Genomic DNA, 12984 nt, shown 5'->3' with positions numbered 1-12984 from the left:
GACGCCGAAAGCAGGTCGGACTGAAGTCCGACCCACAGGGGGCCGGACTTAAGGCGATTTCCGGGAATGATCATCCCGGCCGTGCGTGTTGCCAATGCTTACCGGGCGACTAAACTCGACTTTGGCCATTTCCGAGCCTAGGCGGGAAGGCCGCGAGGTGCCCGGAGCGATGGTGACGGACCCGATGGATTTGGCGGCAGAGGGCCGCGGGCGGTATCGTCCGATGTCGACCAAAACCTCGGACCTGCCCGCGAATGTTCCCTCTGCCTGCCTCGATTGTAACTGTTCTGCAGCCCTTTGCCTGCCTGTTCACCGCGCCGACCCTGGCGCATCTGCATGTCTTGCTGACGGGAACGCTGCTGGCGCAAGGGCCGCGCACGGTGACGGCGGCGCTGCGGGCGATGGGGCTGAGCGCGGAGCGGCGCTTCGAGCGTTATCATCGGGTGCTGAATCGGGCGCGGTGGTCGTCGCGCCAAGGGGCGCGGATTCTGCTGGGGCTGTTGCTCGGGATGTTGCCGGCGGATGTGCCGATCGTGGTGGCGGTCGACGAGACACTGGAACGGCGCAAGGGCGCGCGCATTCGGGCGAAGGGGATGTATCGCGATGCGGTGCGCTCCTCGCGCAGCAAGGTCGTGACCTGTTTGGGGCTGGAGTGGATCTGCATGGCGGTGTTGGTGCCCGTGCCGTGGAGCAAGCGGCTTTGGGCGCTGCCCTTTCTCACCCGCTTGGCGCCGTCGAAACGGGCCGACGAGGCGGCCGGGCGGCGCCATCGCACGGTCGTGGAGCTGACCATCGGGATGGTCTGGCTGGTCTCGCGCTGGCTGGAGCAACGACGCTGGATCCTGCTCGGCGACGGCAGCTACTCCTGCATCCAACTGGGGTGGGAAGTGCTGGCTGCGCAAGCAACCCTGGTCACGCGCCTGCGCCTGGATGCACGCCTGTTCGCCTTTCCCGAGCCGGTGCCCGCCGGGCGGCGCGGTCCCAAGCCGAAGAAAGGCGGCGTGCTGGCCAAGCTCGCCACGCGCGAGGAAGAGACGCGCACCCGGGGCGAGGAGGTCGCGGTTCACTGGTACGGGAAGCCCAAGACGCTGCGCCTGCTCAGCGAGGTGTGTCTGTGGCACACACCCCGGGATGGCCGCCGTTGCCGATTCCCCGGGTGCTCGTGGTCGATCCCGACGGTCGGCTGCCGACGCAAGCCTTCTTCACCACCGACCTGAATATGGCGCCGGCCCGCGTCGTGGAGCTGTTCGTCCAGCGCTGGTCGCTCGAGGTCACCTTCGAGGAAGTCCGCCGTCATCTCGGCGTCGAGACCCAGCGCCAGTGGAACGACCTGGCGATCGCACGCACCACGCCGATGCTGATGGCGCTGTTCTCGCTCGTCTGTCTCATGGTCTACCGGTGGCGAGAGCGCTGGGACACGCTGCCGCGCTCCGCGGCCTGGTATCTGAAGTCCCAGGCCACCTTCTCCGATTGCCTGGCCTTGGTACGGCGCACGATCTGGGCCGAGGAGAATGACGCCAACTCACCGCCCGAGGGGGAGATGGTCCTAATGTCCTCCAAGCGCCTCGATCGCCTGCTGGAGCAGCTCGCGGCGACCGCCTAGATTGGCCAAAGTCGAGTTAACACTTAACACTTAAACGCGAAATCATGCTCCAGGCTTTTAAGTTGCCTGAGTTTATTGCATCCGCGTTTCGGACACATAAACCGGCCCATCGTGCCCGTCGGGCTCGAAAATGCCGTCCAAACGCCGCTCCAGCCCTTTGATCGTCGGGGAACAGAACCAGTAGGGACCGACCAGTTCACGACCACCGGTGAGCACGCGGAAGGCATCGGCGCCGGCGGAGAGAAAGAGGTAGATCGGGTGGTCGATCTTCATCGGGAAGCTCGGTTGGTGATCTTCTTGTTGCGCTGCGCTAACCCGACCTACGGTGTCGACCCGGCCTTTGCACTCAGAGACGACCGTCGACAGCATCGACCGGCAGGACGGATTTCACGTCGTAGAGGATCGGCTTGGGCTTGGCCCAGCGGCGGATCCCGGTCGCGCCGGTCTCGACGAAGTCCCGGTGGGCGACGGCGAGGATGACGGCGTCGTAGCTGCCGTCGGCCGGGGGCTCGGCGAGGCAGTCGAGGCCGTATTCATGCTTGGCCTCGGCGGGGTCGATCCAGGGGTCGTAGCAGTCCACGGCGATGTTGTACTCGCGCAGGGCCAGGATGATGTCGATCACACGGGTGTTGCGCAGGTCCGGGCAGTTTTCCTTGAAGGCGAAGGCGAAGCCGAGGACGAGGATGCGGCTGTTGCACACGCCGATGCCGTTTTGGAGCATGAGCTTGACCACGGTCTCCGCGACATGCGCCCCCATGCGGTCGTTGATGCGTCGCCCGGCGAGGATGACCTCGGGGTGGTAGCCGATGGCGACGGCTTTGTGGGTCAGGTAATAGGGGTCGACACCGATGCAGTGCCCGCCGACCAGACCGGGGCGGAAGGGGAGGAAGTTCCATTTGCTCCCGGCGGCTTCCAGCACCTCGAGGGTGTCGATGCCCAGCTTGTCGAAGATGAGGGCAAGCTCGTTCATGAGTGCGATTGTTGAGATCGCGCTGGGTGTTCTCGATGACTTTGGCGGCCTCGGCGACGCGGATGCGGTGTTTAGCGAATTCCACGGCGAGCGGCAGACCGACGTAGCCCAGCCGACGATGGCGATGGGGGTGTCGGGGTTTGTGAGATGGGCGAGGTGTTGGGCCATGTGCGGTCGGGGTTCGGGGTTCGGGTTGCGACGGTCGGCAAGTATAGGGGCGACTTCAGTCGCCCATAAATCTCGGCACGGGCGTGTCGGGAGTGTGTCGGGGCGACTGAAGTCGCCCCTACCCTCTTCGACCTCGGTGCGGGTGTCTCGGGGAGACAGACGTCGCCCCACAAGACCACGGGGCGGTGTCGCACCGCCGGGGGGCGCATCGACTTGGTGGCAGGGACGCGGAGCGTGGGAGCAAGCTCCCCTCCGGGTGGGGGATACCGGCGGAGTCGGGCCGCTGGCGGGCTTGTCCGAAGCGCCGAATTATCGACCTGGCCAAGCGGATGAATCAGATGACAGCTTCCAGCCCCTTGCGCTCGATCAGATTCAGCAGCTTCAGGGACGGACCGCTGGGTTTCTTGTCACCCGCTTCCCACTTCTGCACCGTGGACAGGCTGGTGTTCAGCACGGCGGCAAAGACCGCTTGGCTCACATGCGCCTGTTCGCGTAGGGACTTGATTTCTTGCGGGGGCATCTCGCGGACAACGAGATGGCACAGGGCGTCGAACTCGCCCATGCGTCGCTTGCTGATCAAGCCCGCCCCGTGAAGCCCATGCACCGTTTCATGCATCTCCTCCAGGATTCGACTCCTACGCTTTGTCGTTGCCATGACAGACATCCACAATCTCGCCCGACGACAGCGCAGCCACCAACTGTCGATCATCGAATCCCAGCAATTCCTTCGCTACCTCTTGGAACACCTTCAGCTCGTCCTGGCCGATGTTCGCTCGCTCGTTCTTACGGAAGCCATAAAGATAGAACCAGCGTTTCGCCATCTTCGTTGCAACGATGGTTCGTGCTCCACCGCGTTTACCCTGCCCCGGCAGAGAGACCCGCTTCTTCAACACATGTCCGCCCAAATCTACGTCGATCAGCCCCCGGCTCATCTCGGAAACGGCTTCGCATAACATGTCGTCGGTCAGGCCCGCCGTTCGCATCCAGCGTGTGAAGGAACGGGTCCGGAACACTCTATCTTATCGAGAAAAAGACACCACCTGGTGCAATAGATTACCAAGCCAGCTTTCAGGGAACTCGCACCGTACCCCTCAGCGTCGATGGTTGGTAACTCATCAGCGACTCGTCGGATGGCTGGAGCGAAGCGAAATCCGTCCTTGCTGAACCTTTATGCAGGATTGAAAGACCCCGGGCCTTGGCTCTGAGGTTCCCCTCGTTCCCTCGTGAAAGGACTTATTGTGGTTAGTGGCGAGTGGTTGCCCTGGTCGCGAAGCTCCCGCTTCGCGACCCGAGAGAAGCTCCGCTTCACGAATCGAGCCCACAGCTCATCGACAAACCCGTGAAGCACAGCTTCGTCTCGTGGGTGACGCAGCAGGAGCTGCGTCACCAGCGTCACCGCTGGATCGTCTTCGAAGCGAGACGCTGCCCAGTACCCTGGTCGCGAAGCTCCCGCTTCGCGACCCGTCAACCAGCGTCATCGCCGGATCGTCCTCGAAACGAGACTCTGCCCAGTGCCCTAGTCGCGAAGCTCCCGCTTCGCGACCCGGGCACATCGAGCTTGGCCAAGGCGATCGGGGATCCGGGACGGATTCCGAAGACCATCCACTTGCCGAGCGACCTCGACGACGCGTCCTACCGGCGGCGCATTCTTAACTTGTTGCGCGATGCGCAACAAGCTACGGTTGTGGCATGATCAAGACGTTCCGACACAAAGGACTCAAGCGGTTCTATGAGTCCGGCTCGACACCGGGGATCCAGCCCCATCATGCCAAACGCTTGAGAATGCAACTTGCCGCCTTGGACACGGCCACCAGCATCGAGGATATGGATATCCCTGGCTTCAAGCTTCATCCGTTGAAAGGGGCCGACAAAGGCCGTTGGTCGATCTGGGTGAACGGAAACTGGCGTGTCACCTTCGCATTTCGGGCGAGCGATGCGTATGTACTTGATTATGAAGATTATCATTAAATGAGCATGCATCATCCCCCTCATCCTGGTGAGTTTATCCGGGAAGTCTATCTGGAGCCTTTCGGACTGACGGGACGGCAGCTTGCCGCAAATCTCGGTGTTTCACCGTCTACCTTGAATCGCATCCTGAACGGCAGCAGCAGCGTCAGCTCCGCAATGGCACTTCGGCTTTCCAAGGCACTAGGCCGCAGCCCGGAAAGCTGGCTTGCCATGCAAAATCAGTTTGATCTCTGCCAAGCCCGAAAATCGGTCGACCTCAATGCCGTGCAGAAGGTTGAGCTTCGGGTTGCCTGATCGACAAACTCCTTCACCGGCAGATGCAGGATGCCGTCGGCGGCAATCCGGGTGGTGATCTCGAGTCTTCGCATGTGTTTCATCGCCTGTCGATGTGATCCAAGGATCGAGTAAACCGCTCAAACAGTCCTCCTCCGACCGCGCGCGAGTGCTCCGACTGACGCAGATCTAAGAGCAGGAGGCCTTCGTCATCGTGCCCTGGTCGCGAAGCTCCCGCTTCGCGACCCGTGAGATGAAGCTCCGCTTCACGAATCCAGCCAACCGCTCGCCGGCAAACCCGTGAAGCAAAGCTTCATCTCGTGGGTGACGCAGCGGGAGCTGCGTCATCAGCGTAAACCCAGCCCACAGCTCGTCGGCAAACCCGTGAAGCAAAGCTTCGTCGCGCGGGTGACGCAGCGGGAGCTGCGTCACCAGATGCGTGGGTGGCGTCATCGGGGGCTTGGGTGGCCGGGGCGGGGCCAGCGGTCCGGGCGGCGGACTCGATCAGCTCTTTCAGCTCCGACGCACCGCCTCCCCCAACGCTCCAGGGATGCCTTGCATAGAGCCCGCGCTCCTGATCCACCACGCTGACAAACGCGTTCTCGCGTCCCGGCCGATCCAGCAGATCGACGATCGACCGCCACACCTTCCCCTGCGCCGCATCCTCCGGGATTGACATGAGTTGCACTCCGATGATTCTTCACAGGCGGTTTTAGACCCGCCTGGTGGTTTTCGTCAATGTCGGATCAATTGGGCATCGGACCCGGCGCGAGCGAGGCCGGATGACCACCTGTATGCTCGGCGAAGGCGTGTACCAGCTCAGAGAGCTGACGATCCCCGTAACGAACCAGCGCACGGGTGAGCTGGCGCCGACGGATGTTCTGCGTCCGGGCATCGATGAGCTCGAGGTAAGCGGCCTGGGCCGCCCGATCGTCGCGCAGATCGGGAGAGGGATCGACGGCATCCTCCGGCCAGATGACCGACGCCGCCGGGTGGTCTGTCGAGACGGACCGAGGTGCAGCGGGTTTCTCTCGCTGATGGGCGAATCGATCGACCTCCACCAGTCGGCTCAGGGCATCGGCGAGTGCTCCTGTCGAATCGGCAAGGCGGTGGTGCAAGCCATGCAGGAGCGCCGTCTCGCGGGCGGAGGGCACCAGAATCGCTCCGGTGCGCGCGATGACGGCGAGCAGCGTTTCGACCAGCTCGCGGCGCGGGTCGAGTCCTCGAGTATCGAGAAATCCGAACTGGTCGAACAGGCCGCTCTCGGTTTCGACGTGGCACGACCACTGGAACGGCATCGGCTCCGAGGGCTGGACGCCACAGCCGCTCGACATCGGCAGTGGGGTGTCCAGGATGCCGATGCGCAGATAGTGGCGCGGGAAGGCAATGTCACGCCGGAAAGTGGGGTTGGATGGCTTGCGAGTAGTCATGATCCTTAGACTCCGGTCCGTTGTTCGGGGAAGTCGCGCCCGCCGAGATCCGAGACGTTTTCGCTCGGCAGGCGTGCGCGATGGACCTAGAGTGCACTCATGACGCGACAGGTTTTGTCGCATCGCGGCGAGGGGCGATGAGTGAGCAGTGAGCGGGAGCTCTGCTCGCTGCGACCGCCGAAGGAACGATTCAAAAACAACCGAAACACGTAGGATGGGTAGAGCGAAGCGAAACCCATCCTCCCCGCTCCAACGCTCAAGCAAGAATCCCCGTAGAGCGAAGCGAAACCCATCCTCCCCGCTCCAACGCTCAAGCAAGAATCCCCGTAGAGCGAAGCGAAACCCATCCTCCCCGCTCCAACGCTCAAGCAAGAATCCCCGTAGAGCGAAGCGAAACCCATCCTCCCCGCTCCAACGCTCAAGCAAGAATCCCCGTAGAGCGAAGCGAATGCGCTGTCGCTCAACGCCGCCAAAGAAGCTGATCGACGTATCGCTTCACGAGTCGGTGCCCGGGCGTGTCGATCGTCGTGAACTCGAGGTTGGTGCGGTGGAATCCATCGCTCGGCTGGGTTCGCAGCACCCGCGCATAGACCTCGGTCGCCGGATCGGCGCCGAACTCGGGTACGAAGGTCAGAATCACCTCCGAATAGGGCGGCAGAATCAGGGGCAGGTCGGCGTTCATCCCGTAGTAGCTCAGATCGTTCGCCTTGCCCATGAAGCGTTGCGCCAGGATGCACTTGGACTCGACCCGACGGAAGGCGATCGGGAAGTCCACCAGCACCCGCGGCGAGCGGCGGATCTCGACCTGTGGAACCACCAAGCGTTGCGGCCCTTTGACGGCGAGCAGCTCGTAGAGCGTGATCTCGCGCGTCTTACCCTTCACGAAGAGCGCGTTGGCGCTGCCGATGTCGATGTAGTCGCGCGCGGAGGCATAGCTGGAATCGCTGAGCAGCACCTGCCCCCGCAGGCTGTAGCCTTCCATCCGCGCGGTGAGATTGACCGTGTCGCCGATCACGGTGTACTCATTGTAGACCCGAGAGCCGAAGCTACCCGCCATCACGCTGCCGCTGTTCACGGCGATACCGGCATAGATGCTGGGCTCTCCGATCAGTTCGCTTTCGCGGTTGAGCTCCAGCATCGCCTGCTGCATCTCGACCGCACAGGAAAGCGCACACCTGAGGTGATCGTCGCGACGCAGCGGCGCGCCGAAGAGCGCCATGACGGCGTCGCCCATGAATTTGTCGACGACGCCGCCGTGACGGCGCACCAGCTCGACCATCCGCGCGAAATACCGATTGAGCAGTCGGATAATGGTTTGGGGCGGATGGGATTCGGTCAGCGCCGTGAAACCGCGGATATCGGCGATCAGGATGGTCGCATCGACCGCTTCGATCGGCTGCGATTCAAGCAAAAAGGCATCGAGCAACGGGTTGAGCCGCTCGATCATCGCCTCTTCTTGTCGGTCGGGGTTCTCGGTGTCGTAGACCTGCTGCACCAGGCCGGAGATACCCTCAACCAACGACTGTCTGTCTCTGTGCTGCATTGGACGAGACTGCCTCTAAACCGCGCCCGGTGCGGTATGCGTCATGTGTTGGAGTGGATCGGCCGCGCCAGCTCCGACGACTGTCGGAGCTGGCGCGGTTTAGAGTATTAAAAATATTAAATTTTAAACCGCGTCTCCAAAAAGGTCGGAAAAATCCTTGAGCCCGACACAACATGAAAATAACGCATGTCGCTCTGGACGCGGTTTAGATCCCTACCATCAAGAATGGCACAGGTTTGACGAACGTGGGCAAAAAAGGCTCGCCGTAATCGGGAGTGATTGACGATTTTCATGGGGCAATTGTTCCGAACGGAGCAAGCTGGTTTTTTCATCGGGGATGTCTCGCGGCGTCCTCGTCATGCCATGTATCGACCTCAGGAGAAACCCCCGGATGGATCGTTTCACCCGCATCTACAGTATCGCAATCGGCGTCATCGTCATCGGCGCGCTGGCCGTTTGGATCGGCTCGGCCTGGAAGCCGCAGGTTTGGGAGCTTGATCAGGTGTTGGAGGCCGATCCGCAGGTTTCCTCATATCCCTATCGCTTCCGGGTCGTCTCGTTCGAAAACGGGGTCGCAACGATCTCGACACCGCGCTCGTTCGACATGCCTGCGTACCGTTTTCTCGCCATTATCCACCCGAATCTGACCAACAAGGCGGACAATGATCCGCAGGTGATCGCCGCCCAGCAGGGGCTGGTCGACCACCAGAAGCGTGCCCAAGGTCTGATTCTGGCGCAACCGCAGGTCGAATCCGTTGAATGGGAGCTGGATACTCAGTGGCTCGCGGCGCGCGGGATCTCCGTCGCGCCGACGCCTTAGGCGATTTCCGGGAATGATCATCCCGGCCGTGCGTGTTGCCAATGCTTACCGGGCGACTAAAGTCGCCCCTACATGTTGGTCGATGCTTTCCCGGAAATCACCTTAGGGGTTTCCGCAAAGTGGGCGCGGCGGAGTCGGTCGATCTCAACTTCCCCTTCCGGCCGATGGGCGTATCGGGCGGGAGCCGCTATACTCTTGTCCTCTCAGTCCGTCGGGCCGTCGTAGGGTCCTTCTGGATGGAGCGGAGCCGCAGGTGAATCGATCCCGGATTCAGTCAGTCGAACCTCGGTGTCCCTTCGGAAGTCGACCCTCAGCTTGGAGCACCCGATGCACGGCAACATCCCAGAGCAAGACCCTCTTGTCGCAAGCGTCAGCCAAGGCCGCCGCCGGGTTTACAACCTGTTGGGCTGGCTGTGCTTCGGATTGGGCTTTCTGGGGATGGTGTTGCCGTTGATGCCGACGACGGTGTTCTGGATCTGCGCGACCTGGCTGTGGCTGCGCAGCTCGCCCAAGCGGGTGCGCTTCCTGGTCGAGCACCCGCGCTTCGGCGCATCGATCCGCGGCTTTTTGGAGCGCGGCGAGATGTGCCGGACCGGCAAGACCGCGGCCATCGGCAGCATGGCGGTCAGTTGGTCGGTCTGGTACGGGCTCGCCAGCCCGGGGCCTGCGCTGGCGCTGACGGTCGCGGTCATTCTGTGCCTGGTGGCGCTCTGGCTCGGAACACGTCCCGAGGGTCCCAAACCGCAAACGCAGGTTCGCGTCAGCTTGGACCTCAACAGCTTCTCGCGCGCGCCGAATCCCACGAAATCTCGTCGAAATCCCCCGACCTGAGCCGTAGGATGGGTAGAGCGCAGCGAAACCCATCCTCCAAGCCCCAACGCTGCCGGTCAGGGATATCCACAGCGCAGCGAAACCCATCCTCCAAGCCCCAACGCTGCCGGTCAGGGATATCCACAGCGCAGCGAAACCCATCCTCCAAGCCCCAACAGCGCAGACCCGGGTGGACTTCGCTCTCGCTCGTCCACCCTACGGACCCTACCGACCGGTCGGTCGATCTCCCGCATCAATCATAAATCAGCTCGGACCAACGTCCCTCGTCGATCATCTTCTGCTTGATCGCTGCCCACTCCTCGGACGAGCCAACCCGCTCCGCCATCACCTTATCGAACACCGCTGCAATCTTGCCCAGTCCCGATAGGAAGACATAGGTGTTGGGCTCCTTGATGAGGTGCAATGCATCCTCGGCGTTGTCGGTCAGACCGCGCTCCAATGCCTGCGAGGACGTCATCAAGGGACGCGTGCCGAGCGCCCGGAACGCCTTGAAGGTCTTCTCGTCGTAATAGTTGGCGAGATCGGTGGTCTCGTCGTTGGTGTACATGAGATCCAAGCCGCTGCGGCCGCCGTAATACAGCCGAACCTGCCCCTTCCAATCGCCGCGCCGCTCGAAGATCAGCTGTGCGAAGGCCCGGAACGGGGCAATGCCGGTCCCGGTCCCGAGCATGAGCAGGTTGGCGCGATTGTCCAACGGCACCTTGAATGGACTCAGATAGGGTCCGCCGATGGTCAAGGAGGCACCCGGCTTCGCATTGCACAGATAGTTCGAGGCGATTCCCGGATAGCGTTCTCCGCTGACCTCGTCGATATAGAAGCAGCGACGCACCAAAAGATCGAGCTCGACCCCGGTGTCGATCGGAACGCTGCGTGCGTTGGCGATCGAATAGCGCCGGACATGGTAGGCATTGCCGAACGGGTGCGGCCCGGGAACCACCACGCCGATGCTTTGGCCTTCGACGAACTGAAACGCCGGATCGGCCACCCGAAGGGTGATATGGCGAATCTCCTCGGTGCTCTCGGGTGTGATTCGTCTGGAATCCTTGATGAACGCCTGAGTCGTCGGACCCAAATCGGCCGGGGCTTCACTCATGGTTTAGGTGCTCCTATGATCTTTCCGGCTCCATCTGAGCCGAGACGCGATGGATGTGATGTTTCCGCGTCGCACGCGCGACGAAGACACTGAAAAATGCCCTCTTTCGAACCCCTTTCGGACTCGGCAAGGCAACGCCCGATCAGCGCCGCTCGCAGCTTCCGCTGCCGCATGAGCAGCCGCCGTCATTGCGTCGGAAGGGTCCGAGCTCCGGATGACGGGCCGCGAAGGCGGCATAGAGGTGCTCCACCAGGACCCAAGCCGCGAGCACCAGAAAGATGATCAGGGAGGCCAAGATGACCTTAACCATGCGAGCCTCCGAGTCCGGCGAAGCCCATGAAGGCGAGTGAGAGAAGACCCGCCAGCATGAGGCTCATGGCCGCGCCCTGGCTGACGCTCGGCACGCGTGCGAGCTCGAGCTTCTCGCGCAGCCCGGCCATCAGCATCAAGGCAAGCATGAAGCCGATTCCCGCGCCGAGTGCATAGACCAGGCTCTGCACGAAGTCGTATTCCTTCGCGGTCTGAAAGAGCGCGAGACCCAGGATGGCGCAGTTGGTCGTGATTAACGGCAGGAAGATGCCGAGCGAGCGAAAGAGCGCGGGGCTGTAGCGCTTGATGAACATCTCGACCAATTGCACCGCCGAGGCGATCACCGCGATATAGCAGATCAGCCGCAGGAAGAGCATGTCCAGCTCGGTCAAGAGCAAATTGATGGCGTAGGCGCTCATGGAGCTCACCAGCATCACGAAGATGACCGCCAGGCCCATGTTCCACGCGGTCTCTTTCTTCGCCGAGACCCCGAGGATGGGACAAATGCCGAGAAAGAGCGCCAAGACGAAGTTATTGACGACGGCGGCATTCAGAAAGATGAAATAGAGCGACTCATCCTGCATTGGCGGCGACCCCGGATTGTTCCATGACCTTGCGCTCCTTGCGCAGACGTAGCCAGTTGAAGAGCAGCAGCCAGACCCCGAGCACGAAGAAGCCGCCCGGCGGAAGAATCATCACCACCCAGGGTTGGAAGCCTTCTCCGAACAGGGCGATCCCGAGAATGCTGCCGCTGCCGAGGATCTCCCGAACGGTACCGAGTGCGAGCAGTGCGAGAGTGAAACCCGCGCCCATCCCGAGACTGTTCACCAGCGTCGTGTGCAGGCGCTGTTTCGAGGCATAGGCCTCGGCGCGCCCGAGGATGACGCAGTTTGCCACGATCAACTGAATGAAGGCGCCGAGCGCGGCATAGAGCTCCAGGCTGATCGCCTGAATCCCGTAGTCGACGATGGTGACGAAGGTCGCGATGATGATGATATAGCTGGCGATACGGACCTGTTTGGGGATCCAGTTGCGCAGCAGCGAGATCAGCACGCTCGAGCACACCAGCACGAAGGTCGTCGCCAGCCCCATCGCGATGGCGTTGATGGTCGTGTTGGTGACGGCCAGCACCGGACACATCCCGAGCAGCATCACGAAAACCGGATTCTCTTTCCAGAGTCCCCGGAGGAAGGTATCCGGGCTCAGTCTTTCCTGTGGATTGGGCAGTTCAGCCATTGTTCATGCCTCGGTGCGAGGAGATGGTCCGGGTCATGGCGCTTCCGCCGTCAGCGTGGCGAGATCGCCCTGAATCGTCGGGACGAACCTGCTGGCGGCATCCTGCAGCGCACGTGTCATCGCCTTCACGGAAATGGTCGCCCCCGAGATCCCGTCGATCTGCCAGGGCTTGGTCTTGGTGCCTTGGGCGACATGGACGATCGGGTTGGCCAACCCGGTGCCTTCGGGATTCAGGCTGACGTCGAGCGCCGCGAAGTTCTCGAGAAAGACCGGATCGGAGTCGATCTTGTCGCCCAACCCGGGCGTCTCGGTCGATCGCAAGACCTTGCTGCCGATGATGCATCGGCAGGCGGGATCGTAGCCGAAGAGGAACTGGATCACGTCTTGATAGCCGCGTGCCGCGGCGGGGAAGGCCACGCCGCGCAGCTCTCCATCGGCACCGAATCCAGCGAAGACCGAGACGCCGACGGCACCCTCGCCCGCCGGCACCAGGCCCTGATCGCTCAGCACGAAGTCGACCTTGGAGACGGCGCCCGGCAGGACCTCGAAGACCGCCTTTTCGGTCAAGATCCGCTCGTTCTCGGCGATGATGGGTTTGGTGGCCTGGTAGACCAGGACCACCAGGAGACCCGACAGGGTCGCGATGCCGGCCAGCGTGCGCAGCATCGGCCAGCTCGGTGTAACCCGCGCGCCGGCGTCCCCTTGAGGCTGGGGTTGAAGCTCGACCTTGATGCTCATGG

The 12984-nt window shown here is 62.3% G+C and carries 17 protein-coding genes and 1 pseudogene; 6 read left to right on the top strand and 12 right to left on the bottom strand.

What is annotated here, in order from left to right; genetic code table 11:
* The first annotated feature begins 254 nt into the window (after positions 1-254).
* Entirely contained in the window at positions 255-1217 is a 963-nt protein-coding gene (locus tag KFB96_RS02585; RefSeq protein WP_213458819.1) for a transposase, read from the top strand.
* On the top strand, positions 1157-1603 hold the full coding sequence (locus KFB96_RS02580; RefSeq protein ID WP_213465187.1) for a hypothetical protein: 447 nt from the start codon (positions 1157-1159) through the stop codon (positions 1601-1603). The genes KFB96_RS02585 and KFB96_RS02580 overlap by 61 nt, the downstream gene beginning before the upstream one ends.
* A 72-nt stretch (positions 1604-1675) precedes the next feature.
* On the opposite strand, the gene KFB96_RS02575 is transcribed toward KFB96_RS02580, so the two are convergent.
* From KFB96_RS02575 to KFB96_RS02560, 4 genes and pseudogenes are all read right to left on the bottom strand, one after another.
* Entirely contained in the window at positions 1676-1876 is a 201-nt protein-coding gene (locus KFB96_RS02575) for a DUF2887 domain-containing protein (RefSeq protein WP_366931516.1), read from the bottom strand.
* Positions 1877-1949: 73 nt separating this feature from the next.
* Positions 1950-2637, bottom strand: a pseudogene (locus KFB96_RS02570) (nucleotide sugar dehydrogenase); the annotation flags it as partial.
* Between the two features lie 438 nt (positions 2638-3075).
* On the bottom strand, positions 3076-3396 hold the full coding sequence (locus tag KFB96_RS02565; protein ID WP_213458817.1) for a DNA-binding transcriptional regulator: 321 nt from the start codon (positions 3394-3396) through the stop codon (positions 3076-3078).
* The gene (locus KFB96_RS02560; RefSeq protein WP_300971242.1) at positions 3377-3754 is read right to left on the bottom strand and encodes a type II toxin-antitoxin system RelE/ParE family toxin; all 378 of its coding nucleotides are present in this window, start codon (positions 3752-3754) and stop codon (positions 3377-3379) included. The genes KFB96_RS02565 and KFB96_RS02560 overlap by 20 nt, the downstream gene beginning before the upstream one ends.
* A 676-nt stretch (positions 3755-4430) precedes the next feature.
* Here KFB96_RS02560 and KFB96_RS02555 point away from each other — a divergent pair.
* Both KFB96_RS02555 and KFB96_RS02550 read left to right on the top strand, forming a co-directional pair.
* A complete protein-coding gene (locus tag KFB96_RS02555; RefSeq protein ID WP_213458816.1) occupies positions 4431-4709 on the top strand; it encodes a type II toxin-antitoxin system RelE/ParE family toxin in 279 nt (92 codons plus the stop codon).
* Positions 4710-5003 (top strand): HigA family addiction module antitoxin, encoded by a 294-nt coding sequence (locus KFB96_RS02550; RefSeq protein ID WP_213458815.1) that lies wholly within the window; start codon positions 4710-4712, stop codon positions 5001-5003.
* 168 nt (positions 5004-5171) lie between these two features.
* On the opposite strand, the gene KFB96_RS02545 is transcribed toward KFB96_RS02550, so the two are convergent.
* The 3 genes from KFB96_RS02545 to KFB96_RS02535 form a co-directional block, all read right to left on the bottom strand.
* Positions 5172-5435 carry a hypothetical protein gene (locus KFB96_RS02545; protein ID WP_213458814.1) on the bottom strand — a complete coding sequence of 88 codons (264 nt, stop codon included), beginning with the start codon at positions 5433-5435 and terminating at the stop codon, positions 5172-5174.
* Between the two features lie 293 nt (positions 5436-5728).
* Entirely contained in the window at positions 5729-6412 is a 684-nt protein-coding gene (locus KFB96_RS02540; protein ID WP_213458813.1) for a DUF2779 domain-containing protein, read from the bottom strand.
* A 460-nt stretch (positions 6413-6872) separates the two neighbouring features.
* Entirely contained in the window at positions 6873-7931 is a 1059-nt protein-coding gene (locus KFB96_RS02535) for an adenylate/guanylate cyclase domain-containing protein (RefSeq protein WP_300971241.1), read from the bottom strand.
* Positions 7932-8346: 415 nt separating this feature from the next.
* On the opposite strand from KFB96_RS02535, the gene KFB96_RS02530 reads away from it, so the two are divergent.
* Together KFB96_RS02530 and KFB96_RS02525 are read left to right on the top strand one after the other, a co-directional pair.
* On the top strand, positions 8347-8775 hold the full coding sequence (locus KFB96_RS02530) for a hypothetical protein (RefSeq protein WP_213458811.1): 429 nt from the start codon (positions 8347-8349) through the stop codon (positions 8773-8775).
* 327 nt (positions 8776-9102) lie between these two features.
* Positions 9103-9606, top strand: a complete 504-nt coding sequence (locus KFB96_RS02525; RefSeq protein ID WP_213458810.1) for a YbaN family protein — start codon at positions 9103-9105, stop codon at positions 9604-9606.
* A 232-nt stretch (positions 9607-9838) separates the two neighbouring features.
* Here KFB96_RS02525 and KFB96_RS02520 read toward each other — a convergent pair whose 3' ends face one another.
* The 5 genes from KFB96_RS02520 to KFB96_RS02500 form a co-directional block, all read right to left on the bottom strand.
* On the bottom strand, positions 9839-10699 hold the full coding sequence (locus tag KFB96_RS02520) for an oxidoreductase (protein WP_213458809.1): 861 nt from the start codon (positions 10697-10699) through the stop codon (positions 9839-9841).
* Positions 10700-10841: 142 nt separating this feature from the next.
* Positions 10842-11009: a hypothetical protein gene (locus tag KFB96_RS02515; RefSeq protein WP_213458808.1), complete on the bottom strand. Its 168-nt coding sequence runs from the start codon at positions 11007-11009 to the stop codon at positions 10842-10844.
* The gene (locus tag KFB96_RS02510; RefSeq protein ID WP_213458807.1) at positions 11002-11592 is read right to left on the bottom strand and encodes an RnfABCDGE type electron transport complex subunit A; all 591 of its coding nucleotides are present in this window, start codon (positions 11590-11592) and stop codon (positions 11002-11004) included. The genes KFB96_RS02515 and KFB96_RS02510 overlap by 8 nt, the downstream gene beginning before the upstream one ends.
* A complete protein-coding gene (rsxE, locus tag KFB96_RS02505) occupies positions 11582-12244 on the bottom strand; it encodes an electron transport complex subunit RsxE (protein WP_213458806.1) in 663 nt (220 codons plus the stop codon). The genes KFB96_RS02510 and rsxE overlap by 11 nt, the downstream gene beginning before the upstream one ends.
* A gap of 33 nt (positions 12245-12277) precedes the next feature.
* Positions 12278-12982 (bottom strand): FMN-binding protein, encoded by a 705-nt coding sequence (locus tag KFB96_RS02500; RefSeq protein ID WP_213458805.1) that lies wholly within the window; start codon positions 12980-12982, stop codon positions 12278-12280.
* Between the last annotated feature and the right edge of the window lie 2 nt (positions 12983-12984).

This window comes from Thiocapsa sp. (assembly GCF_018399035.1).
Taxonomy (GTDB): Bacteria; Pseudomonadota; Gammaproteobacteria; order Chromatiales; family Chromatiaceae; genus Thiocapsa.
The sequence above is the reverse complement of the archived record's forward strand: the minus strand, read 5'-3'. Positions and strand labels throughout refer to the sequence as shown.